This is a genomic window from Shewanella sp. ZOR0012 (assembly GCF_000798835.1).
Taxonomy (GTDB): domain Bacteria; phylum Pseudomonadota; class Gammaproteobacteria; order Enterobacterales; family Shewanellaceae; genus Shewanella; species Shewanella xiamenensis.
Genome location: NZ_JTLE01000094.1, coordinates 4,230,593 through 4,253,506 on the forward strand (window position 1 = coordinate 4,230,593; position 22,914 = coordinate 4,253,506).

General features: G+C 44.3%; 20 protein-coding genes. 7 read left to right on the plus strand and 13 right to left on the minus strand.

The window, feature by feature from the left end; translation table 11 throughout:
* The 5 genes from L976_RS20260 to L976_RS20280 form a co-directional block, all read right to left on the minus strand.
* Window positions 1-1,106: L-cysteine desulfidase family protein (locus tag L976_RS20260; protein WP_047540794.1), on the minus strand; the 1,106-nt coding region annotated here is incomplete at its 3' end.
* Window positions 1,107-1,128: 22 nt separating this feature from the next.
* Window positions 1,129-1,512, minus strand: a complete 384-nt coding sequence (locus tag L976_RS20265) for a RidA family protein (protein ID WP_047539621.1) — start codon at window positions 1,510-1,512, stop codon at window positions 1,129-1,131.
* Between the two features lie 651 nt (window positions 1,513-2,163).
* Entirely contained in the window at window positions 2,164-3,783 is a 1,620-nt protein-coding gene (locus L976_RS20270) for a methyl-accepting chemotaxis protein (protein ID WP_037415762.1), read from the minus strand.
* Between the two features lie 44 nt (window positions 3,784-3,827).
* Window positions 3,828-4,238 (minus strand): phosphate ABC transporter substrate-binding protein, encoded by a 411-nt coding sequence (locus L976_RS20275; RefSeq protein WP_037425478.1) that lies wholly within the window; start codon window positions 4,236-4,238, stop codon window positions 3,828-3,830.
* Between the two features lie 9 nt (window positions 4,239-4,247).
* Entirely contained in the window at window positions 4,248-5,324 is a 1,077-nt protein-coding gene (locus L976_RS20280) for a hypothetical protein (protein WP_037415766.1), read from the minus strand.
* 459 nt (window positions 5,325-5,783) lie between these two features.
* On the opposite strand from L976_RS20280, the gene L976_RS20285 reads away from it, so the two are divergent.
* The 3 genes from L976_RS20285 to L976_RS20295 are packed head-to-tail and all read left to right on the plus strand — an operon-like array spanning window position 5,784 to window position 7,571.
* Window positions 5,784-6,920 carry a transglutaminase domain-containing protein gene (locus L976_RS20285; protein ID WP_047539625.1) on the plus strand — a complete coding sequence of 379 codons (1,137 nt, stop codon included), beginning with the start codon at window positions 5,784-5,786 and terminating at the stop codon, window positions 6,918-6,920.
* A 16-nt stretch (window positions 6,921-6,936) separates the two neighbouring features.
* Window positions 6,937-7,254, plus strand: a complete 318-nt coding sequence (locus tag L976_RS20290; RefSeq protein WP_047540796.1) for a mercuric transporter MerT family protein — start codon at window positions 6,937-6,939, stop codon at window positions 7,252-7,254.
* Window positions 7,251-7,571 (plus strand): heavy-metal-associated domain-containing protein, encoded by a 321-nt coding sequence (locus tag L976_RS20295; protein ID WP_052184041.1) that lies wholly within the window; start codon window positions 7,251-7,253, stop codon window positions 7,569-7,571. The genes L976_RS20290 and L976_RS20295 overlap by 4 nt, the downstream gene beginning before the upstream one ends.
* Before the next feature lie 471 nt (window positions 7,572-8,042).
* Here L976_RS20295 and L976_RS20300 read toward each other — a convergent pair whose 3' ends face one another.
* The 5 genes from L976_RS20300 to L976_RS20320 form a co-directional block, all read right to left on the minus strand.
* Window positions 8,043-8,786 carry a cupin gene (locus L976_RS20300; protein ID WP_037425485.1) on the minus strand — a complete coding sequence of 248 codons (744 nt, stop codon included), beginning with the start codon at window positions 8,784-8,786 and terminating at the stop codon, window positions 8,043-8,045.
* 170 nt (window positions 8,787-8,956) lie between these two features.
* Window positions 8,957-10,039: a hypothetical protein gene (locus tag L976_RS20305; RefSeq protein WP_047539627.1), complete on the minus strand. Its 1,083-nt coding sequence runs from the start codon at window positions 10,037-10,039 to the stop codon at window positions 8,957-8,959.
* 109 nt (window positions 10,040-10,148) lie between these two features.
* Complete coding sequence (locus L976_RS20310; RefSeq protein WP_037425559.1) at window positions 10,149-11,282, minus strand: membrane protein; 1,134 nt, start codon at window positions 11,280-11,282, stop codon at window positions 10,149-10,151.
* Window positions 11,283-11,320: 38 nt separating this feature from the next.
* On the minus strand, window positions 11,321-11,692 hold the full coding sequence (locus L976_RS20315) for a cytochrome c3 family protein (RefSeq protein ID WP_099457720.1): 372 nt from the start codon (window positions 11,690-11,692) through the stop codon (window positions 11,321-11,323).
* A 3-nt stretch (window positions 11,693-11,695) separates the two neighbouring features.
* On the minus strand, window positions 11,696-13,216 hold the full coding sequence (locus L976_RS20320) for a flavocytochrome c (protein ID WP_047539630.1): 1,521 nt from the start codon (window positions 13,214-13,216) through the stop codon (window positions 11,696-11,698).
* 337 nt (window positions 13,217-13,553) lie between these two features.
* Between L976_RS20320 and L976_RS20325 the strand changes: the two genes are divergently transcribed.
* Complete coding sequence (locus L976_RS20325; RefSeq protein ID WP_047539632.1) at window positions 13,554-14,336, plus strand: TetR/AcrR family transcriptional regulator; 783 nt, start codon at window positions 13,554-13,556, stop codon at window positions 14,334-14,336.
* Window positions 14,337-14,430: 94 nt separating this feature from the next.
* Here the strand turns inward: L976_RS20325 and L976_RS20330 are convergent, their stop codons facing one another.
* From L976_RS20330 to L976_RS20340, 3 genes are all read right to left on the minus strand, one after another.
* The gene (locus L976_RS20330) at window positions 14,431-15,030 is read right to left on the minus strand and encodes a response regulator transcription factor (protein ID WP_047539633.1); all 600 of its coding nucleotides are present in this window, start codon (window positions 15,028-15,030) and stop codon (window positions 14,431-14,433) included.
* 10 nt (window positions 15,031-15,040) lie between these two features.
* The gene (locus L976_RS20335; RefSeq protein WP_052184042.1) at window positions 15,041-16,810 is read right to left on the minus strand and encodes a sensor histidine kinase; all 1,770 of its coding nucleotides are present in this window, start codon (window positions 16,808-16,810) and stop codon (window positions 15,041-15,043) included.
* Window positions 16,811-16,972: 162 nt separating this feature from the next.
* Window positions 16,973-18,226, minus strand: a complete 1,254-nt coding sequence (locus L976_RS20340) for an FAD:protein FMN transferase (protein ID WP_231570522.1) — start codon at window positions 18,224-18,226, stop codon at window positions 16,973-16,975.
* 59 nt (window positions 18,227-18,285) lie between these two features.
* Here L976_RS20340 and L976_RS20345 point away from each other — a divergent pair, with 59 nt between their 5' ends.
* The 3 genes from L976_RS20345 to L976_RS20355 all read left to right on the plus strand — a co-directional run.
* Window positions 18,286-19,638 carry an FMN-binding protein gene (locus L976_RS20345; protein ID WP_047540803.1) on the plus strand — a complete coding sequence of 451 codons (1,353 nt, stop codon included), beginning with the start codon at window positions 18,286-18,288 and terminating at the stop codon, window positions 19,636-19,638.
* A 15-nt stretch (window positions 19,639-19,653) separates the two neighbouring features.
* The gene (locus L976_RS20350; protein ID WP_231570523.1) at window positions 19,654-20,694 is read left to right on the plus strand and encodes a porin; all 1,041 of its coding nucleotides are present in this window, start codon (window positions 19,654-19,656) and stop codon (window positions 20,692-20,694) included.
* A 364-nt stretch (window positions 20,695-21,058) separates the two neighbouring features.
* On the plus strand, window positions 21,059-22,914 hold a 1,856-nt coding region (locus L976_RS20355), incomplete at its 3' end, for a hypothetical protein (protein ID WP_047540809.1).

Below are 22,914 nucleotides of genomic sequence, written 5' to 3' on the forward strand. Positions count from 1 at the left end.
GAGGTACTGACCTTCATAGCGCAGGAGGCTTTCGCACCATCACAGACCATACCCGAGCTATCGCTGATAACATTTTGAATCGCAAAGCAGGATTGCTCGAAACTGCCGCCCGCTAAATACACCATCGCCATAGAGGCGGCGGCGCTGGTGACCGTATTGCCACAAAATGCCGATAATGGCGGGTAGTGTGACTTAATATAAATCGCCCCTAAGTGGCTCATAATTAAGGCGCGCGCCAGTTTTTCTTCACTGACTTTATAACACTGAGCCGTGATCACTACCGGAATCGTGGCCGCAATCCCTTGGTTACCACTGCCTAAATTGCTCATGGCGGGCAGATTAGCGCCGCCCATACGGGCATCGGAAGCCGCCGCAGTTAGCATCACAATTTTATTGAGTAGGTCTTCGCCAATAATCCCCGCGGCAATACCGTTTTTCATGGTGCGGCCGACTTCTAATCCATAGGGTTTGGACATACCTTCATCGGATAATTTGCTATTTAACTCAGAGGCTTTAAGGATAAATTGGATTTCTTCGAAGGGGACTTCTTGGGCGAAGTGGTAAATCGATTCAATATTGATATCGACGCCGTCGCAGATTGAGCCTGTAGCCTTGGCTTGGGCGTTATCGGCGGTAAATACTAACTCACCATTTAAGCGCTTTTCGGCTATTAAAGTATGGCCGCCGCAGATTTTCACCATGGCCTCTTGTTCACCCGCGGTTAATGTCACACAGCAATAGATAAATTCATCGGTCGCGGTACGCTCGACTTTTACTTTACCCGCATCAATAAGGGTTTGTGCTTGCGCCACTTGCTCTGGGGTGACGCTGGCAAGGACTTCTAAGCCCGCATCGGCATTGCCCGCAAGTGCGCCTGCGGCGGCGGCAATTGCAAGACCTATTTTACCTGTGCCAGGCACATAGACGCCCATTGAGTTTTTATACAGATTATCAGAGACCTGCACTGCAATTGCGTCTGGATCACCAGTCAACAATGTGCGTGCAACCGCAGCCGCGTAAGCTGCGGCAATCGGCTCTGTGCAGCCTAAAGCAGGTTTAACAACTTGGTTGATGATGTGAATATACTGCTGCCATTGGGGTTTCATCGGGCTACAACCTTACAGATGCTTAATCGTTAACGTGGGCGATGGCTTCGATTTCCACTTTGACACCCAGTGGGAGATCTTTCACCGCAAAACAGCTGCGCGCTGGGCAGTCGGTTTTAAAATAGGTTTTATAAACGTCGTTAAAAGCGGCAAAATCACTGATTTCGCTTAAGTAACAAGTGGTTTTAAGTACGGTTTCAATGCTGCCGCCGCCAGCTTCGAGCACGTATTTTAGATTCTCAAGGCATTGCACCGATTGCTCGCTGATGCCGCCATCAACCACGCCACCTTTGTCTTTGCATACTGGCAGTTGTCCTGAGGTAAAAATAAGGTTGTTATAGCGAGTGCCGTGGGAATAAGGGCCAATGGCCAGAGGCGCGAGTTCTGCGTGAATAATGCTTTTCATGATTGAATCACCAAAGTCTAAATTTGCAACATTATTTGCATTTTTTGGCGTTAGAGCAATCGTTATTGCAAATATTTTTGTATCCTTAGAAAGTTTTTGTGTTTTTTATTTAGCTATATCAGATTGTTATGTTTTGTGATGGCTGCTATTGGAAACACTCAACTTGGCTTTGACTCAAATGAATTTGCATTAGATAGCGGTTTTATGACTCGGTAATACCCTTGTTAGCTTTAACTCTGGTTAATAGGGTTAATAGGATTAATAGGATTAATAGGATTAATAGGATTAAGCCCAAATGAATCCGAGCGAAGATTTTGGCTAGATTCTAAAACTGTTGCCAAATTTAGTTGACCACTACAAGGTGAGTTTACACGTCAATCGTGAATTTATTGCAAGTCCATTGAACGTAGTTATCATTGCAATAAGCTGTTTGATATACATTTATTTATCTGAGCTTGGGGTATTCTGGCAAACGCTTACTCTTACTTTTTGTCATAAGAGCTGCTCGACATTGAAGTAGAATAACTAGGCGTTATTCCTTGTTTCACGAACACGATCTTGCCATAACGAACAACATTTAATCTCGAAACATCCCATACGCCCGAGAAATGAGCACACCCTCAAAGCTTGTTTGAAGGTGTGCGAATCAAGCTAAAGCTTAAACTGTGAAGTCGCATTCTTCAGTTCATCGGCAAAATCGACTAAGCCTTCTGACACATTTCGCACCTGTGACAAAATCTGTAAGGTTTCGTCAAAGGAAGCATTCATACTAACCACATTATTCACAACGAGAGAGGCGACAGAAGCTTGTTCTTCGGTTGCAGAAGCAATATTCGTGTTCATTCCATTAATACTGACGATTTGCTCTTGGATTGATTTTAAGGCGAGGCCAGTATTTTTCGCGTTGGTTTCATTTTCTGAGGATTTGGTTAAGGCGGCATTCATGGTATTGACGGAAGAAACTGCGGCGGTTTTAAGATTTTGTAATACTTGACGGATTTCAGTGGTTGCATCGGCGGTTTTAGAGGCCAGGGCGCGCACCTCATCGGCGACGACCGCGAAACCTCGGCCTTGTTCACCCGCTCGTGCGGCCTCAATCGCGGCGTTTAGCGCTAACAGATTAGTTTGTTCTGCAATCGAGGTAATCACATTTAAAATTGAGGTGACATTTTCAGTATCTCTAGCTAACTCATTGATAGAATTTGAAGCAACTTGGATTCCTTTGTTGAGATCTTGGGAGATATCTATGGTTCGTTGCACCACATTCATGCCTTGCATGGCTTCTTTTTCAGCAACTTGGGCGGCACTGGCGGCTTGTCGAGCATTTTGCGATATTTCAATGACGGAATGACGCATATCCTCCATTGAAACTTGCACTGTACTCGCATCTTGGCTCTGTTGCTGAGTCGCTTTAGTCGCATCTTCCATCCGCTGTTTTAACGAATGTGAACTCTCTAACAGCGGGTCTGTTACGTTCACTACTTGGAGGATGGAATCGGCAAGTAATCTTAGAAATCGATTGAAGTTGCTGGAAACTTGGCCTAACTCATCAGTGCCAGAAACAGTGAGTTGATGATTTAAATCCCCTTTGCCATCAGCGAGTTCTTCAAGCGAGCGGGCAACGCTATGGGCGGCGGAGCTAATCGAGCGAGCAATTGCAATGGTTACAATAAACATCACGATAAGTAATGCAATACCAGAGGACACCGTTAGCCACAAGCTTTGCTCTGATCTGTCTGCGGCTTCTTTGATCGCTTGTTTAAACTCAATGATTTTACTCTGTTTGTAGGCTTGTACCTCATTGAGAACCGCTTCAAAGGCTTGAGACTTTTCTTGGCTGATTTGGCCAATATTTGCCATATCGATAGTCCCAGCCAGCATGCCTTTAGCTAGCTTTAGCGTCATGTCATTGTAGCGGGTGAGTTTATTAGATAAGCCGTTTAACTGATTTGCCTGCGAGGGATCAACGCTATCAAGCTGTTGTAGATTCTTACGAACTGACTCGTACATATTTTCCGCGTTGGTCAATAAATCTTCATCTGCAAAGGAAACCGATTGGGTATAAAGTTCATCGAGTCGTTGCACAAAAAATACGTTTTGATTGGCTAACTCTACTCTTTGATAAACTTGTTGCTCCATATAATTAAGCGTTGCGCGATTTTTATTAATTGAAATAACACTAATGCTTAAATTTAATGTGAATATAACGACAGCTAAAATAAAAATTGCGCCAACTTTTTTAAAAATAGAAACGTTGTTAAAAAAATTCATTATCAGCCCCCAAAAGGTGCCGGAGTATACTCCGGCACACCAACTTAAAATTCGGCAACCACTTTGACCGAATCATTGGCCTCACTACTATCAATATAGCCAATAATATTGGGGTTTGAAGAAACAAGTTTAATCATTTCTGCCCCACTAGTGACTTCTTTGGGCGGTGTTCCTTTACCGGTAAATACTTTTTGTGACCAATAGGATTTGAGTTGACTCGATGATTTACCTAAGACTTTTGAGTCAAAGGTTTCCCTTAATGGTACGGCACTGTCCAAATTCACTGGAACAGCTGAAGCACCGTTAGGAAAGGTTTTTGTTTTTCCTAGATAAATGTTTTCTATTGCTTTTTGATCAATAGTATCGCCATTGCTCGGATGAACAATTACCACCACGCCAGCCCAAATGGGCATTGATACTAAGCTAAGTAGGATTGAGCAAAGTAATTTTTTCATGTCTCTCTCCTAAAATACCAAGTCAACGCCGAGGCTGATGGATTGCGAGTCTCCGGCGACCTTCATGCCTGGGCCGCCTTCATCTTTTACATCATCGTATTGAATTTTAAAGGCTGCTGAGGGATGGAAATCCCAGCGAATTCCCGCAGATGTAGTGTGATGAACTTCCCCACCTTCACCATCATCAAAGTCAGAATACGAGACGAAAGGCATAACTGAATTAATGCGGTATCCCAATGTGACCAGATAAGTATCTAGATTACTACCATCGAGATCTAAGCGATTCAGCTCAGATAAAAATAAGAAATTGTTATAGTCAATATTTACAGATAGGCCGTAAAATTTGCCTGTTCTTTGTTTATTGCCGTTCCATTCTTGTTGTACGCCGCCAATATAACGTTCATTGGTATATTGCATATGGGTTAAACGAATATCTAACCAATCACGGTTAAATTGTACTACGATGCCGCCAATATCTTTCCAAACTTCACGGGTGTTCTCTAGGAAAAAGAAATCAGAAAGTAATTTATTGGGGTCACTATCTTCACTGCCGTAATAGACCTGTCCTGACATAGTCCATTCACCCATTAAATAGTTATATAACGCGCTAACACCCGTGTAGTTAAAGACTTGCCATGTGTAGTTATCTGCTGGTGGACGGATCCAAGGATAGGCATATCCCACGTCGAAAAAGTCACTGTAATAATAGAGTGGCAGTCTTTTTTTGCCGCCTTGTACCGTCCAGTGTTCATTTAATTCGTAGGATAAATAGGCCCACTCAAAATCGGCTGAAAAGTCATCGGCACCTCGGGAAACCACCTGAGCGGTCGCGGATAATCCTTCTAGTAAATCGGCTGAAAATTGAATACCAAAAAGTGTGTCGGGTTTAAAGCTGATATCTTCATCGTACGCGCCCACGAGTGGATAATCAGCTAGGAAGGTTGGACCAAGGTCAAACTCTGCAACGCCAGTGCCATCTATTACTCTACCCGCAACCACTGAGGCAAAACCTGAAATATTCACTTCGGCTTGGGCACTGGTGGCAAGTAAGAGAGAACAGAGACTGAATAACAGTTTATGTTTCATAGATAAACCTACTTTTGTAAGGTATGTGCATTTTTAAGCCTAGAATGAATGTGGTTTTTTACCATTATTTTTGGAACAATTTTGCAACAATCACGTCTAAGTTTCATTTTCCGGCAGAGCTTCAGGGCTTTTTTACTTTGATTTTGATTTATTTGGTGTTTAGTCATTTTGACCATGCATCAGTTAAGAGGCTGTCGAGCCAAACATGGATAAGTAATGTGTGACAACGTTTTTAAGAGTACTGAATTGACCGACCACTAAACGCAATACCTTTGCGACAAAATGTCCCACTTATCTTAACTGTTCTTGCATTTATGTGCTCTTTAAGGGTTTTTTTGGTACATCGATCCCATTCCCATCCACGACACTATTGAGGTGCAGATGGGACTTTCTATAATCGCTATCAAGTACTTTAGTGGTCTCTTTTTTTCTAATACTTATCCATATAAGGAATGTCTAATGCAAAGGCGTGATTTTTTGAAAGGTGCAGCAATTCTCTCGGCAGCGGGAACCGTGATGCCAGTGTTGGCGGCGTCGACCCAAGGTTTAATGGTCGATAAAGCCTGCGGCCGTCGCCGTTTTACCTTAACCAATACCTATCAATTAGTCGCGCCAGAAGGCTCATCCGGTGTGGTGAAGTTATGGGTGCCGCTACCCGAAAACACGGCCTTTCAACAGGTTGAAAAACTTAACTTTAGCGGCACTTATCAAGATGCTTATATCAGTGCTAATAACCATTATGGCGCCAAAACCCTGTTTGCGACTTGGCCCGATGCTAAAGGTAAAATGACCTTAACATTAGAATTAGTGATAGAAACCCAAGATTGGGAACCCCTTAAAAGCGGCGAGTTAAGCCATTATCGCGCGCCAGTAAAACCTGAGTATCCTGCTGAAGTCGCTATCTACCTTAAGCCAACCAAGCATATGCCAGTGGACGGTATCGTGAAGCAGACCGCCGATAAGATTGTGGGTAAAGAGACCGAACCACTCAAACAAGCACAACTCATTTATAACTGGGTGAGTGCCAATATGTACCGTGATAACAGTGTGATAGGTTGCGGTAATGGTGATGTGGCCGCGATTCTTGAAAGTGGCAAACTCGGTGGAAAATGTACTGATATCAACTCAGTGTTTGTGGCGCTGATGCGCGCAGTGGGTGTGCCCGCCCGTGAGATGTTTGGAATTCGTTTAGGCCAAGCGATCAAGATGGGGAAATACTCTAAAAAAGCCTTTGGCAGTGCTGATGACAAAGGGGTTGCCGATGTCACTGGTGGCCAACATTGCCGTGCCATGTTCTACCTTGCTGGTTATGGCTGGTTACCCGCCGATCCTGCGGATGTGACTAAAATGCGCCTCACCGAGAATAAAGAACATAACGACCCTGCAGTGCAAGCGGTGAATGACTACCTATTTGGTAACTGGGAAATGAATTGGGTAGGCTTTAACTATGGCCGTGACTTTGACTTATTCCCCGCCGCAGAGCAGACTCCACTCAACAATTTTGGTTACCCTTACGCTGAAGTGGATGGCGACCCTGTCAATTACTATGAGCCAAAAGTATTTGCCTATGACTACCAGTCAAGCGAACAGCGTTAAGCAGCTGTTAGCCACCATGACCGCCGCAGTGATTGCGGCGATCGCCTCCAGCCTTTGTTGTATTGCGCCTTTAATCTATTTAGTGTTTGGCGTCTCTGCGGCGGGGCTGTCGGGGCTATCGAGTTTAGGTTGGTTACAAGTGCCCATGTTGATCCTGTCAACCGGGCTTATCTTGTTTGGTTTTTGGCGTTTGTACTTTGCTAAAAAGCCGCTTTGTACCGGCAAGTTTAGCCGAGGACAAATGTTGCTCATCTACTGGCTTAGCGTGCCGATTGTGCTGGCCTTTCAGCTGTATCCCTTTGTTTTACCTTGGTTGCTTGAGGTGTTTGAATGAAGCCACTATCACGTATCACAGGATTTACCACACTATCGACCCTATTAGCCATCACATCATTAGGATTTACGCCCTCCACTTGGGCAGACAATCTGTTGGTCACACTCGATGTTAAAGGCATGACTTGCCCATTGTGCGTCACCGTCGTCAATCAAGCTCTGCGCAAAACCGATGGCGTGATTAAGGCCAAAGCCAATCTGAAAACTGAGCAAGCGGTAGTGACTGTCGCTGAGGATTATAACCTCGACAATCTGCTAAAAGCTGTTGATGCCACTGGATACAAAGGCAGCATCAACAAGGTTGAAAAGCAGAGTTGAGAAACTTTTAGCCGTTCGAGTGAGTCGTTAGAGCAGGCTAATCTTGGCTTTCTAGAACGGCTTTTAAGCGCGCAAAGGTTTTCATTGAGTCAGTGGCTAACATCGTTTGATAGGCTGGATTTTGGGCGTGTAACTCATATTGATTCGGTGCTGTTTTTCTAACAACGCGGAGCAAATACTGGTTATCACCCGTATCTTGCTTTATCTGGTGGTGTTGTGGTTTTTTTAAAACGATTCAGATTGCTCTTGCTACAGTTAATATTAAGTCCATTTTGCGTATTTCCTAATAAGTTCAGTCCTTTAAATAGCTTGATATTAAGACACATAGCTTGGGTTGACGAGTTTTATTAGGGGTTTCTGATATTAACTATCGCGCTGGCGGGGGATGGAAGGGGTTAACAGGTGAGTGTTAACCCCTTTTTTGAAGCGTTTTACTTCAGTTTTTTAAATCATTTTTGACTAATTTTTAAATCATTTTTTGAAGAAGGCTTCGTTGGTGCCGTATGGGCCTAAATCTAAGTCGCGTTTGCGGATGGCATCTACACGGTCGAAGGCTTCTTCGGCCACGCGTAGGTTTTTCACATCTTTACGCCAGTAGTATTTAAATCCATCAAAGTGGGCGTTGTTTGGATACCAGTAAAACACACCTAAACCTTCTTTATTGAGGATTGGGGTGTTGTGAATATGGGCACCAGGAATATAGAAGTACTGACCTTTTGCTAAGGTTTCAAATTTATTGTTCGCCAGTGTTTTACTGGTGCCGTTGACCACGTAGTAACACTCTGGTTGACCGTGGAAATGTGGTTCATGGTCTGATTTCAAACCATTGGTGATACCGATAACCATTGGGCTGTCTGAGAGTTCTTTCCAGATATAACCCACAGGTGAGTTTTTAGGATCACAGTTTTTGGCTTCGAGCACGTTACCGTGGTCATCCAAGGTTTTACAAAAACGTTGGTCTGCGGCAATGCTGTCATTGGGTTTGATGGTGTTAAAGTCGATTTTGCCTGCTTCCCAATCGGCAATGTAGGCCTCGATTTCTGGGTTACTGCACTGCTCAGGCATGGTGTTTTGCGGCACATAGGGTGTGCTGTCGTACGGCACTGGTGTCATTTGTTGATAGGGCAGTTGCGCATGGTTACATTGTGGGCCTTGAGCCATAACCGCTGTAGACGTTAGTGCGGCTAATCCAAAAAGCATTTTTAATTTCATCATTCCAATCCTATTTTTGCATCGCTTAGTGGCGATATTGTGTTGGTTATGTTGTTACGTGACTAACAATAAAGTGATTGGTTGATGGTAAAGGTGAATTGGATCACGGCATATTTTGAGTGGCAAACTTATTCGTGACTCTACTCGCGAATAATCTTACCGTCCGAGCCGCTTTACAGCTGCAATTGCATGCTGAGCTGGGCATAGTTGGCCATTCCCTGCTGCGCATTGGGATGGGCTGAGCTGTTGTTATCTTCAATTTGATAGCGGCCCACTTCAATACCTAGGGTGAGTGCTTGGGTTAAATTGGTAAACAAATTCACACCAATGTGGCTGCGATCCGTTTGTTCTCTCTCTGTGCGAGTATGACCAAAAAAGAGTGTCGAGCGGGTGTAGTCAGTCCAAAAGTGCCTGTAGGCAAACATGGCTGATGTCGAGGTTTCTAATTCTCCTTCAATAATATCGCGCGCGGCATCGGTGCCGACATAACGACCTAGGTGGCCGTAGTGCAATTGTAGGCGCAGATCATCTTGGCCAAAGGTAAAGAGTTTGGCAGCAAGGGAGAGCCCGCCAGCCCATTGCGAAGTGCCCGCTGGATCTAAATAACGCACTAAGCCTGAGAGAGACACATTGCCCCACTCGCCGGATTGGTTGTAGCGGGCAATCATATCTGGGATGTAGTCATGGCTGGTATCAATCCAGTTTGGTTTGGCTGCTGTAACGCTGGTTAGTCCATCCGTTTGGGCTTGGGTGCCGTAGGTGTAGGGATTTTCGAGGGCGAATTGCCATTGTTCGGTGCTATAGCGGATAAGTGCTTGTCTTACCATGGCTTGTCCAACTAATGGCCCACCTAAATCGGCTGTTTCGGCAAAGGTACTGGTATTGACTAAGGTTGACCAGGTTTGCCCGGCGGTGATGCCTTGATAACTGATATAGGCATGCCTAAGCCGTGGACTGTAGGAGTTGGAGATAATCGGATTTCCTTGGCTGGAGCCAACAAAATCGATTTCGGCAAAGGCTTTGGCCTCATCGGTGTTGAGTGTCAAATTAAAGCGGCTTTCTTGGGCGCCAAATTGGGTGCGTTTGCAGTGCTCAACAACTTTGCCTCCACCTGTCCAACTGTCTTGAAAGGCTAGATTGCCCTCAACAAAGCGAGTGTTGGCCTTAATAAAGCCGCCTAATTGCACATCGGCGGCATATAGTGAGGATGAACAGATAAAATAAACAGCAAGTGTAGGTAAATATTGTAGTTTCATCGTTCACTCTATAAGAAAAAAGCATAAAAAAAGCCCTAACGAATAGGGCAAAAAAAGGTATAGCAGTCTAAAACGGCAGGGAGGAGGGACGTCCTAAACTGCGCAAATATTAGAAGTAGTAACCAAAGTTGATGTTGATACGTTTATCCCAATCGTTACCGACTTCAGGTAGGCCAACGTGGTCGTTATTGGCGGTCGAGAAGGTCATGTTTTTACCCATGACAAAGTCAATCATGGTGTAAGTTGGGCCAGCTGAAATCGCCATACCGGTGACGTTTTGCATACTGTTGTCGTAGCTATCGTCATCAACATCAGGCGTCATTAAACCAAAGTCGTTATAAAACTTAATGCTGCCCCAATCCGTGTTAACGGTTTTGGCAATGTTGATGTTATAGGCTTGGCCTTTTGAGGCGATTTCGTACTGCCAGCTCACTACCGATACGCCAATTTTGTTGTCGTCGATGGCATCTGCAGCGTTGTATTCATACTGCATCGCCTGCATTTGTAGGTTCCAGCCGTTGTAGCTGCTGTCTACATGCAGTGCGACAGCATAGCGGTCGCCATTATTACCGGTTTTGCTGTTGTAGATTTGGCCGACCTGTACTGAGCCACCAAAAGTGGTTGCGCCACCTTCGTATTCGGCGGTGTAGGTTTGGCGCACGTTGAGTTGGTTGGTTTCTTCGTTGTTGTATTCAGTGCCATTGATGGTGCCGGTATACAAGTCAGTTGAATAACGCTTGTTTTCGGTTGGGCCGTATTCGGCATTTTTATAAAACGCTAAATCCGTGTGCCAGCCGTTTTTCTCATAGGTCGCTTTTAAGCCGATGTCATGGTCATCTTCAAAGCCTAAATAGTATGGCAGACCAAACCACCAACTGTTAGAGATAAACTCGCGGTTACCAAAGGGCACTTTGTTGATACCAAATTGCAGTTGCCAGTCTGGATCAATGTTATAGTAGCCATAACCATACTTGATGTAGTTAGTGCCTGAGGTAAAACGGTATTCCGCCGCTAAACCGAAATCGCCTTTTTTACCATCAAATTTGATGGCGGCCATGTCGAAGTTAAAGTCGCCGCCTTTATCCTTCGATTTTTCATCATAATCGCGATAGCCATAGTTAACGCGCACGGCGCCGCCAACATTAATGCCATCTTCTTGCTCTGCGGCAAAGGCGTTAGTTTGAGATAGTGCGATAGCGGTTGCCACCATGGACAACATAAACCGAGTGGATTTTTTCATCATCATTACCTTTCTTAAGTTTTTGTATTATAAAAATTAAATTACATTTCTTTGAACCAAGTTCGGTGGCATTCAGCGCACACTGGAGCCTTTTTCTCATGCTCGCCGTGACAGGCTAAGCAGCTGGCGCCTTCGTTGTAGTGCAGTGATTTGTGTGGATGGGCTTCAGGGATGGCAAGCTTGGACTCATCCACCGCAATACTGGTGATTTCGCCATGACATTCAACGCAGGCCGCATCGGTGGCATTTTGTTTACCCGAACCTTGGTGACACCCTTTACAACCATCTTGGTAGATAAATTCGTGGTTGGTTCTGCCTTGGGTGCTGCCTTTCATCTTGACGAGGTCTCCGGCATTGGCTGCGCCAGTGAACAGAGTTGCAACAACGAGTGTGAGTAGTAATGTTTTCATCATGATTTAGGCCTGCATGTCAGATTTGATGGTTTCAGCAACGATAATTCCCATCGTTAAGCACTCTAGACAAGCTGTTGAACTTAAACGGGTTCCACCGTGAGTTCCGCCTGTCGCTTCGCCGACGGCATAGAGCTTTTTGATGGAGGTCAGTGACTGGCTGTGTATGACTCGCGCACCTAAATCGGTTTTTAAGCCGCCCATGCAGTAGTGCACTTTTGGCCAAATACGCGACACAATAAACGGCGCTTTAAGCTCAACTGCCGTATCCATCATGCGGCCAAATAAAGGGTCAATGCGCTGGGGCACTTGCTTGTTGTACTCGGCAACGGTTTGTTTGAGCTGTGCAAGTGGGATATTGAATTGCTTAGCTAATTGCTCAAGGCTATCGACTTTCCAAGCGATTTGGTCACGTACCGCGCGGGTCACTTCCTCTGCACCAACATGATCGTCATGGTTAAAAAACACCACGGGATAGGCGGGTGAGCCATCTGGATGACGGTTTTTCATAATGGCATCGGAGCAGGTTTTTCTATCGGCGCGTTCATTCATAAAACGCTTACCGTCTAACACATTGACTGAAATTCCTTTATGGAAACCAATCGAGAGCAGAGCATTTGACCAGCCAAAGCCGCCTTCATCGGGCGAGCCCCAGTGACCTGTTTGAATAAAGCTCATATGAACCGGAAAAGCACCGTGGGCCATAGCCGTTAGCGTGACTTCGCCAGTTGCGCCGAGTGCATTGGTACAATCTAAGGTTTTATCTAATGCAGGGTCGACCAGTTCACGTAGTACTAAGTTACGTGAGAAACCACCGTGGGCAAGGATAACGGCCTTGTTGGCTTTGATGTAGATCGTTTTACCGGTTTTGAGATCCGGAAAGCGATAATTTTGACGCACTTTCAAGCCAACAATCTGTTGGCCATCCATGATGAAGTCTTCAACATAGTGTTGTAGACGGTATTCAACGCCTTCTTTTTTACCTGCTTCGTACAGCTTTGTGGTGATATCGCCACCGACACCGTGCTGAGTGCGAATAGCACGTGCTTTATTGTGGCCACCCACTTGTTGGTTAAAGCCTTCGCGGAATTTGACGCCAGTGTCGATACACAATTGGTAGGCATCGAGGGCGCGATTGGCAATTTGTCGCAGCATGTCGGTATTTTGCATACCGCGGCCAGAAATGATTTGATCCTTCACTAGCTCTTCGGGTGAGTCATCATTGATCCCTTGAGCTAATTGAATTGGGTTTTTAGGGATAGCTAACCAGCCACCGTTGATCGCAGAGTTACCCCCGATCACCTGCATTTTTTCTAATACCAGTATCGAGCCTAGACCTTGACGCTTAGCATTTAGTGCGGATGACAGACCCGCAAAACCCGAACCCACCACAATCACATCACGAGTTTCATCCCATTTAATGTTTGAGGCGCATTCAGTGGCTGATGCTGCACTTGGTAGTGCCGCTGCGATACCGCCGACCGCTGCGCTTGCACCTAGCTTTAAAAAACTTCTTCTATCATGCATTTTTTGTTAACCCTCTATGTCAGTTACCAGCAAGATAGAGGTTATGAACCGCGCCTAAGGAGAAGTGAGTCACGACTTTTTTTCAGTGACAATTTTATTCGTGAGTTATCTCGTGAATATCTTTTCTTTGAAGTAGATTGCTTTAATAACGAACGAGATGAAGATAATTTAATCTATGAAAGTATGCTGTTGATAAAATGTAAGTTTGAGGTAACTCACAAAGGTTGGTATTTAAGAGGTTTGGATGTGACCTTTATCCCGATTAACTCTTTACTGTCTATAAATATTATTTGTTAGCAACACATAATGTACTTTTTACGTATGTTGGAATAAATGAATGAAATGTCCATCTGATTCACTCTCTATTTTACGTTGTAATCAAATATTGGATGCGGCTGAAAGGCTGATTGAATCACAAGGTATTGTATCATTTAAGTTTTCCCAGCTGGCACATGAGGTTGGATGTTCTACAGGTACTTTATATAAGTTTTTTGAACGTAAAGAAGATGTGTTGGTTTGTTTATTTTTAAGAAGTGCAACATCAAATCACTTACCGATATTTATCCATAAGAATCCAGAGTTAACTGCACAAGAGAAAGTGCTTTTACCGATATTATTTACCTTTGAAACCATTAAGCGCAGTAGTAGCTTTTTTACGCTGCGTTCGGTGTCGGTAAATACCATGGTGTGGAAATTGGCGAGTGATGAAAAAGTTGAACGTTTTAAAAAACGTATTAATGCTTTTTGGGGGTGGTTTACAGACTCATTACATTTAGCGGTTGAGAATGGTGAATTAGTCGCCACTCCATTACAAATAAAAGAATTAGTTCAAGGAATTACCTTTTATCTAACGGGTGCTCTGACACAATTTGAAAGTCAATTGATTGCGCCTGAGTTTTTATCTGATCGCCGTGAAACCTGTTATCGACATTTGGCAAACCTGATGGCGCGATACGATTGGAAAACGCCGTTAACCTTTGCGCTGTTTGATTCGTTAGAGGCCAGAACCATCAAGTTTTTTGACCAACATTATCGTGACCATATGACCTGCGCAGCCTGTAGCGCGCTATCAAATACCGACACCAAGGCATTATCTCCCTGTACTCGTCAGTGTGGTTAGGGCGTCCTGCAATTCGGGTTTTATTCCACGCGCAGTGAGCGAGCTTTGTCTCACTGCGACTAAGAATTAGGCTTATTAAATCATAAGCTTAATTTCAAAATTTATGATTGGCTAGCAACCAAGCAAGCTCGGCGGCGTTACTCACCTGCATTTTTTGCATGACTTTTTGCCTGTGTAACTCAATGGTTCGCTGCGCGATATCCAGCTCCGCCGCGATGACTTTATTCATTTTTCCTGCCAGTATGCCTTCCATCACCTGCGTTTCACGCTGGCTGAGGGTGGCGAGTCGTTTGGCAATGTCTGATTGCAAATTTTGTTGTTGCCATTTTTGCTCAGTATGTTGTTGAGCTTGGGTTAAAAGCTGAAATAGCTTCTCACCATCAACTGGTTTTTCAAGAAAGTTGAGTGCGCCCTGTTGGATGCAGTCTACGGCCATGGCAATGGTGCCATGACCGGTGAGCATGATGACGCTGATTACACTTTGCGCTTGATTTAAATGGCTTAGCAGTGCGACGCCATCCATACCTGGCATTTTGATGTCGAGCAAAAGTACGGCGGGTTGCTTGATATCAACGCTTTTTAAAAACGCATCCGCAGCGTTAAAGCCTTTGCAGTTAAGCCCCATTCCTTCGAGCATCCAGCTTAACGAATCCAGTACATCTTGATCATCATCTACAAGGTAAAGTGGTGTCATTTGAGCTCTCTTAAGCTGATTGCTGGTTGAGTGGCAGGGTGACTTTTACCGTTAACCCCGGCGCGGCGTGCTGTGCTTCAATTTTGCCTTTGTGTTCCTCAATAATGCGTTTGCAGATAACCATGCCTAGGCCAAGCCCTTGGGGTTTGGAGGTTTCAAAGGGAAAGAATAAGCGTTCGAGGGCGTTATCACTCAGGCCGCAACCCGAGTCAGTGATATGAATATAGACGCTTTCGCTTGTGATACCTGTGTCGATAATCAATGACTTATGGGGGCTGTTTTCCATGGCATCTAGGGCATTGCGTAATAAATTCACCAGCACTTGCTGGATCAAACTGGCATCGGCAAATACGGGTAAGGTTTGTAAGTTGACTTTAGGGCTGAGTTTGAGCCGCTGAAATTCAGGTTGCATCAAGGTCAAGGTTTCTTCTATCACGGCGCGTAAATCACAGGGCTGGTAATCACTGGTTTGTTGGCAAAATGTGCGTAGACGATGGATAGTGGTCTGGGCTCTATCGACTTGATTTATGACCTTATTGAGCGCTGTAGCAAGCTCGGCTTGGGTGTTATCTAGCCGATATAAACAGCCTTGGGTGAGATAGCGAATACCGGCCAGGGGTTGTTTTAGCTCGTGGGCAATGCCTGAGGCCATTTCGCCCGTCAGCAGTACCCGTTGGGCGCGGTAAAACTGTTGTTGTTGCTCGAGTAAGATTTTTTGGGTGTGCTGATGATGGGTTATTTCGGCAGATAGGGCTTGGGTACGTTTGACCACTAAACGTTTAACCCTTAAGTGATGAATATAGCCCAGTAGCAAGGCAAAAATGAAGCTTGCACCCCAAGGTAAGGCATTGTGCAGTAATCGCTGCCAGTTAGTGACAAATGGCCATTGCTCTAATTGTTTTAACAGCTCAAATACTGGGCTATCGTCCACGGGGGCTGACCAATATTGATATCTTCCTTGCACCGCCGCTTGGCTCTCTGGGGGGATTTGCAACAGGCTGGTGACCACTTGGGTAGCAAGTTTGTGATCTGTATGGCCTAATTTGGTTAAGGCATAGCCGGGATACAACTGTGTGGACACTTCGCAGGCAAAATCAGGATGCGGTTGCTTAAGGACCACTTTTAATTTATTCGCTGGAATGAGTCCTCGCTCTTGTGCATTTTCCAATACGCAGCTAGGTAATATCGCAACATCAGCCTCACCCGATAACAGCATTTGCAATAGTTTTTGCTGTGGAAAACCAATAAAGCGCAGCTGGGGAATATCACGGTAGGCATTGATGCCTTTGGTTGCCATCGTCGCTGCAAAAATTTGGAATCCGCCAAAGGCTTGTGGGTCGCTTGATACCAACTTTTCATCTTTAAGTTGTGCCCATTGGCTCAGGTTGTTGTCTATTCGCGTGACGATGGCAGAGCCGATGCTCTGCTCTGGTGAATGCACTCGGTTATGGACTAGGGTGAGTAAGTGACTGGTACCATAGTTTTTTTTAAATGCGACCGTGGTGAGGGCATTGCCAATTAAAAAGTCGATACGTTGCTTAGCGAGTGCTTCATCTAATTGAGTTGGCGTTAATGGCGTGAGTTGTACCGGACGATGCAACTGCTGGCTCAGCCAATCAGCGGTAGGCTGCCAATTGGCCATGACTTCATCGGGTTCATTAAACGCCATTATGCCTATTCGCACCGGATCACTTGTAAGGCTATCGGCGGCAATGGCAGGCAGCTTAAAGCCGATAAAAAGGGCCAGGATAAACATTAATCGAGAGAATAATTGATACATGATTTAAACCTGGCTGGGCGATTTCATTTAGTGGTTAACACAACACGACGTTACAGCATCGCTGTAAAATAGGCTGCGCGATGCTGAGCTGATGGCCAACAATATTGGCTATATTATGCCTATTAGTGATTGCTGATGTATTGAGCCGCTTCACACATTAGCCTAAGGGGTGAGTTTAGCGCGATATTGTTCAAATTGTGGGGTGGCGATTTTGGTGCCTTGTTCATCCAGAAACCATACCGCTTCAATATCGCCAATACGCTTTATTAAAGCTTGCGCTTCTGGCATCGGTAATAAAAACAAACTGGTTGAAATCACATCAGCAAGAATGGGATTATTCTTCATAATAACCGATACTGAGATACCTTCTTTTTTCGGGTAAAGTGTCGTTGGATCAATAATGTGATGATATTCTTGACCATCTACAGTGTAATAGTTTAAATAATTACCACTGGATACAATGGTAATATCTTCACCTTGAATTATTTCATGGTAAATATCACCGCTATTAATCTCGATATTATCTTTATGTTCTAGTTGATATTTGCGGATTAATGGATTTTCGATTGCTGTAATAAATTGGCGGCCATCTGGGTGGGTGCCAAAATGGCGAATATTTCCACCGGCATTAATCATAAAGGCAGTAATATTATCGGCTTTTAATTGGTCGTACACTTTTTCAACCATCCAACCTTTAGCAATACCACCTAAATCCAGCTTCATTCCTGATTTCATTTGAATGGTATTATTGTTCACATCGAGTTTTATCTGTTTTATATCAATGTGTTTTGCCGCATTGGCTAACTCGATATCACTGGGTAGTTCGCATGTGCCGACCTGTTGGCAACGTTTTCGATAGCTTCGCCAAACTTCTAACACGGGGGCTAAAGCAACGTTAAATCGGCCTTGGGTAATGCCATGCCATTCAATACTGGTTGCTAATAATTCGGTGAGTTTTGCATCGATATGGTGTAATTGTTCAGGATTGTTATTGATAGTCTGGATATTGGTGTAGCCAGGGTAAGTGCTAAAGTTTGATGCTAAATAATGATATTCCTGCACCACATTAAGTGCATGGCATAATGCTGAGTAGGCTTTGTTTTTGTCTGCCTCATAAATATCAATGGTAATGGAAGTGCCAAAATATTTTAACGTATTCATACTGCCTTTTCCGTGCTCATAATTAAATGTTGCATTGGTATTGCAGTCGAATGGTGAAAAAGTCGCATTTGCCATTGTTGGCGTAAAAAAGAGATAAATTAATACAGTAAAAGATAATAAATATTTCATACAACCCCCATCTTGATGATGGGGAATTAGTAGCATGAATTGTCGTTGATGACAGTAATCAATCTGCAAAGTGTTAGCTAACTCAACTATTTTGAATTGAGGTTGGCATATTGCGGTTATCCGCAATTGTCGAATTCTTTCCGAGGTCTATGCTGACGGCAAGTTCATTAGTTGAAGAGCGTTATATGATGAAAACTGAATTACATTTCAAAAAAAGTTTGCTTGTCAGTGCGGTTGCATTCGCAACGTTTGCCTTAGCGGGTTGTGCCAATACTGCCCCTCAAGGGAAATATATTGATGGCGTCCATCATGTCAGCGGTAAGGGCAAAAAGAGTGAAATTACCCTTGAGGTTAAAGTTGAAAAGGGCAATATCACTCAGGTAAAAACTCTGTCACATAAAGAAACCGAGTCACTGTACCTCAATGCTGAGCGTTTGCTACCCGAGATTGTGAGCCGTAATGGTCATGAGGGGATTGATGCCATCTCAGGCGCAACCTACTCATCCAATGGTATTTTAAAAGCAATCAATGATTTACCTCGTGTAGATGGCAGTAAGCCTGAATATCAAAGCGTGGGTGCACGCAGCCAAACAGGGGATGATGACTTTAAACTGAAATGGTCTATCCAACCGCGTTTAGGCTTAGTGAAAGGTGATTACTACTTTGAAGAAGCCCGTTTCCGTCAAGGGCATATGGGTAGCATGTTGGTGGTAGTGGATTCAAACAACCTTCAGGATGTGATCCTGGCCGAGTTTAATGAGAGTGGTCGTCCGAATTACTATACCCGCCTTTACCAAAATGTGCCTAAGCGTATGTCTGAATACAATTTTTCTATGGGCAAAAAGAAAGGTACCGCATGGGTACAATCCGCATTAACCATGGAAAAGTTAATGATGGAAAAAGACCAACTTACCTTTGAGTTAAATCCTCACTACGATCCTAAGTTAGGCAACCAGCTCAGCGAGCCTAACCGATTAAAATATCAAGGTATTGATATTGTTGCTGGCGCCTCAAACAGCATTCAGCAATCGATGATCCCCTTGACCGCTAAGATCCATAGTCGGATTCAAGCAGGAGCGAGTGATGCGCTTTTTTATCAGCAAGCCGAAAAATTGCTCGATGAAAAAGGTCGCTGGACAGGCGTTACTGCAATGCTGCGGTTAGTGGTTGATAAAAATAGCCACAAAATTACCCATGCCCATTACGATGAAATCTTTGCTGACGAGAAGAAAGATATCCAAGACGCCTCATTGAAAGCATTTTATCGTCAATCCAAATATGACTCGATTAATTATGTTGAACCCGCGCGTATCGGATTTAACGTGATGATTGATGCCTTATCTTCGCATCTGAAAGAGGGTGGTTCGCTGTTCAATATTAATGATTTACCTGCGGCAGGTGATACCGGTAGTTACGCTCAAACCGGCTTTACTAAGCGTTCAGATGCCTGGGACAACTATCTGCGACTCGCTGATGTGTTGTACAAGCAAATGCGTGCCGATGGCGTGATTAATGAACATGCCTTACCTGCTCAGTAATATTGGATACCTAACATGATGAATAAATCATTTGCTATTTCGATGCTTACCTTGGCGCTATGTGCTACACAGGCCGTGGCCGATGAACATAAGTTTTATGGTCGTATCGATTATTCGGTAACCAATTCCGATAGTGGCAGTGCGACGCATAAAAATAAAAGCGGCACCGTATTAGAAAATAACTTTACGCGCATCGGTATTAAAGGCGCTAGCCAATTAACCGACAGCACCTCACTGTTTTACCAAATTGAGGTTGGCGTAAATGGTGAGAGCCAAGATAGTGGCGATAAACCATTCTCAGCACGCCCAACATTTATTGGTGTGAAGCACAGCACTTATGGTGCCTTAGCGGTTGGACGGATTGATCCGGTATTTAAAATGGCTAAGGGGATGTCTGATGCAATGGACAATTACTCCTTAAAACATGACCGTTTATTTGCCGGTGATAAGCGTTGGGGTGACTCCTTTGAATACAAATCCGCCCATTGGAATAAGTTGCAATTAGGTGTGAGCTATTTATTGGAGGACAATCATTACACTAATAATGATAACCGCCGTGATAATGGCAATTACCAGTTAGCGGTTACCTATGGTGATAAGTTCTTTAAAACGGGTGATGTGTACGCTGCAGTTGCCTACAGTGACGGTGTGGAAGATATTGAAGCTTACCGTGGCGTTGTCCAATATAAGTGGGATAAGTGGCAGTTTGCGACAATGCTACAACATTCAAAATTGGTGAATACTGATAAAACCGATTGGCAACAGCGTGAAGGTGATGGTGTTATCGTTAGTGCCAAATATCAATTAGGCCAATTATCATTAAAGGCCCAATATGGATTTGATAACTCCGGTATCGGATTAATCGCTAATCGTGTTTATGCCAGTAAAAACACCCTAATTGATGAGGTGCCAGAAATCTCTCAGTGGGCGATTGGTGCTGAATATAAATTAAGTAAGTCAACACGGCTACACACCGAAATTGGTCAGTTTGATGTGAAGCAATATGATGATTTTGACGATACCATTGTTAGCCTTGGTATGCGTTACGACTTCTAAAATTTATCAATAGTTTGTCACCTTGCTAAGTTATGTACTGTATTTAGCAAGGTGATAATTATTTAGCTTGGTTGTTATTTTTGCAACATAGTGTTTACTTTGTTTCGCTGGCAGTATTTTTTGCTTTAAACCACTATTTAGTGATATTTTGAGTTCGGTGCTTTTCTAATTATTTAATATTCCCTCCTTCTTCAGCCCTCGAAAGATATAGCATTAAGCGACACGCCAAATAGCCGTTAAGCCTGCATAGAAAAAATACTATGCTAATGACTACTATATAAGTAAAAAATAACCTAATAATTTTATTTATGTTGCATGAACGGGCATAATGCGGCGTTTAATTATTTAGTTACAAGGAATAACCATGAAGTATTTGGTTAGCGTAGTGAGCTGTTTTCTATTATTGGCCTGTTCCTTTGGGGATGCTGATGTGGAGTTTAATCCTAAAAAAGGTGAAGAGCGTGCATATCAAGTGTATAGCTCCACCAAGATTACAGTTGATACGGATAGTCGTACCGAAACAGTGAATACCACATCCCATCAATTATTGCGTTATAAGGTTCTCGATACGGGCACAAATAGTCGGTTTGAAGTGCATGTCGATTATATGAAAATGCGTGATGGTCAAGGGAGTGGCGTGAGTAGTGGCGAACGGGCTGAACGGAACCCTGAAATGCACGCTATTTTTTCACAGGGTTTTGAATTTACATTAAATTTAGACGATGGCAGCGTTAAAGCATTTAGCGCACTCAACAAGCCTGTATGGCAAGCGCAGTTGGCTGAGCGGGGGCTTGAACTGGAGCAGGAGCTTAAAAAGCTATTTAGTTCATCGGTCTTTCTTAACAGCATACCCGCTAAAGAGGGCGCTATCGTTGCGCTTCCAGCCTATCAAGGCCATGCTAATGCCAACCTTACCGTGTTAAAAGTCACAGAGACACATGTACTGGCTCAAGTGCAAAGTGACGGTGCCCAAGCCAACATTTACGGCCAACTGATGCTAGAGCGTGAGCGAGGTTGGCTAGTGCAGATGGCTTTAGTCGCTGAAGCGCCATTTGAGCGTTATGGCTTTAAAGGTGTGATGCGCAGCAATGTGATAATGGTGCCCAGTGAGCGAAAGCTGGGTGACCTGTCGCAACGAGTGGGTTTTGATTACGATTTCCCGCCAACAGCGTACCCAAAACAACCTGAATTAGTGCTAGAAGATGCGAATAAAACCTTAGCGGAAGAGGCGGTATTTGCGCTTGATGCAGGTTACTTTGACCTAAGTGATGACCAACTAAGCCTTGCCTATCAGCATGATGTTTCAGGTTTAAAAGCCTCTGGTGATTTTCACTTAACCGATATCACCGCCCACAGTGCCGATGGCAGCGTGCTGCCAATACAACTATTTAAGGTCGGTGGTTACAGTTATCCTGAAAAGGATGGTTTTTATCGTTCCCTTGAGCAACATTTGCTTATCGGCTGGAACGAGCCCTCGACACTGTTTGATCAGGTAGCTGAGTTTCGTGCTAAAGCCCATTATCAAGGGGCGAAACTGGTCAAACTGACCTTGACGCCAGATCCAAGCAAAACGGTGACCTTGCAGTATCAAGATTTACAACTAGAGCTGACCCCCGTTGCCGATAAACCCTTCACTTATTTGCTGACATCGCAGGATGCGACCAATACATCTTGGTTGACTGGCCGATTTGACGGGGCTGAAGGCGCTATGCTGAAGTACCAAACCCCGACTACGACAGGGCCGGATTGGTTAACCCCTGCTGAGCTGAATATGTTGGCGTTAGTCTCATCGGAGCAATATCAATCCACCACCCTGTTTAGCTTTCCTGCTGAGCCGCCGACGCTCACCATTTATGTTAATACTGCCGCGGATAGTCGCGAATTGACTAAAAATGTGCGTTTTATTCCGATGAACGATTACACGCAAAATACCAACTATCCCCCAGTGTATGAGACGACGCTTTACCGTGATGACATGTATGCGCGTTACGATGAGCAACCACAACCCTTAATCCCCGATGATCCCGCATTACTCGAACCACAAATGCTGGCCAAATACGGCGTTGGTTTACAGTTAACCTCCGAGCAGGCCGCGGTGTGTCGTTTAAGCGTGATGGATGCGCCCCAAGTCGATGGTCACACGTTGCAATGGACATCTATCAAATCTGAAAACAGCTTAGTGGAGCAGCTCGATAAGTCTGTACAGTATCAACTGACGAG

Bases quoted from the DNA above. Each gene is read 5' to 3' on its own strand.
- L976_RS20265 (WP_047539621.1), bottom strand. From the start codon at position 1,512: ATGAAAAGCATTATTCACGCAGAACTCGCGCCTCTGGCCATTGGCCCT.
- L976_RS20270 (WP_037415762.1), bottom strand. From the start codon at position 3,783: ATGAATTTTTTTAACAACGTTTCTATTTTTAAAAAAGTTGGCGCAATT.
- L976_RS20275 (WP_037425478.1), bottom strand. From the start codon at position 4,238: ATGAAAAAATTACTTTGCTCAATCCTACTTAGCTTAGTATCAATGCCC.
- L976_RS20280 (WP_037415766.1), bottom strand. From the start codon at position 5,324: ATGAAACATAAACTGTTATTCAGTCTCTGTTCTCTCTTACTTGCCACC.
- L976_RS20285 (WP_047539625.1), top strand. From the start codon at position 5,784: ATGCAAAGGCGTGATTTTTTGAAAGGTGCAGCAATTCTCTCGGCAGCG.
- L976_RS20290 (WP_047540796.1), top strand. From the start codon at position 6,937: ATGACCGCCGCAGTGATTGCGGCGATCGCCTCCAGCCTTTGTTGTATT.
- L976_RS20295 (WP_052184041.1), top strand. From the start codon at position 7,251: ATGAAGCCACTATCACGTATCACAGGATTTACCACACTATCGACCCTA.
- L976_RS20300 (WP_037425485.1), bottom strand. From the start codon at position 8,786: ATGATGAAATTAAAAATGCTTTTTGGATTAGCCGCACTAACGTCTACA.
- L976_RS20305 (WP_047539627.1), bottom strand. From the start codon at position 10,039: ATGAAACTACAATATTTACCTACACTTGCTGTTTATTTTATCTGTTCA.
- L976_RS20310 (WP_037425559.1), bottom strand. From the start codon at position 11,282: ATGATGAAAAAATCCACTCGGTTTATGTTGTCCATGGTGGCAACCGCT.
- L976_RS20315 (WP_099457720.1), bottom strand. From the start codon at position 11,692: ATGATGAAAACATTACTACTCACACTCGTTGTTGCAACTCTGTTCACT.
- L976_RS20320 (WP_047539630.1), bottom strand. From the start codon at position 13,216: ATGCATGATAGAAGAAGTTTTTTAAAGCTAGGTGCAAGCGCAGCGGTC.
- L976_RS20325 (WP_047539632.1), top strand. From the start codon at position 13,554: ATGAAATGTCCATCTGATTCACTCTCTATTTTACGTTGTAATCAAATA.
- L976_RS20330 (WP_047539633.1), bottom strand. From the start codon at position 15,030: ATGACACCACTTTACCTTGTAGATGATGATCAAGATGTACTGGATTCG.
- L976_RS20335 (WP_052184042.1), bottom strand. From the start codon at position 16,810: ATGTATCAATTATTCTCTCGATTAATGTTTATCCTGGCCCTTTTTATC.
- L976_RS20345 (WP_047540803.1), top strand. From the start codon at position 18,286: ATGATGAAAACTGAATTACATTTCAAAAAAAGTTTGCTTGTCAGTGCG.
- L976_RS20350 (WP_231570523.1), top strand. From the start codon at position 19,654: ATGATGAATAAATCATTTGCTATTTCGATGCTTACCTTGGCGCTATGT.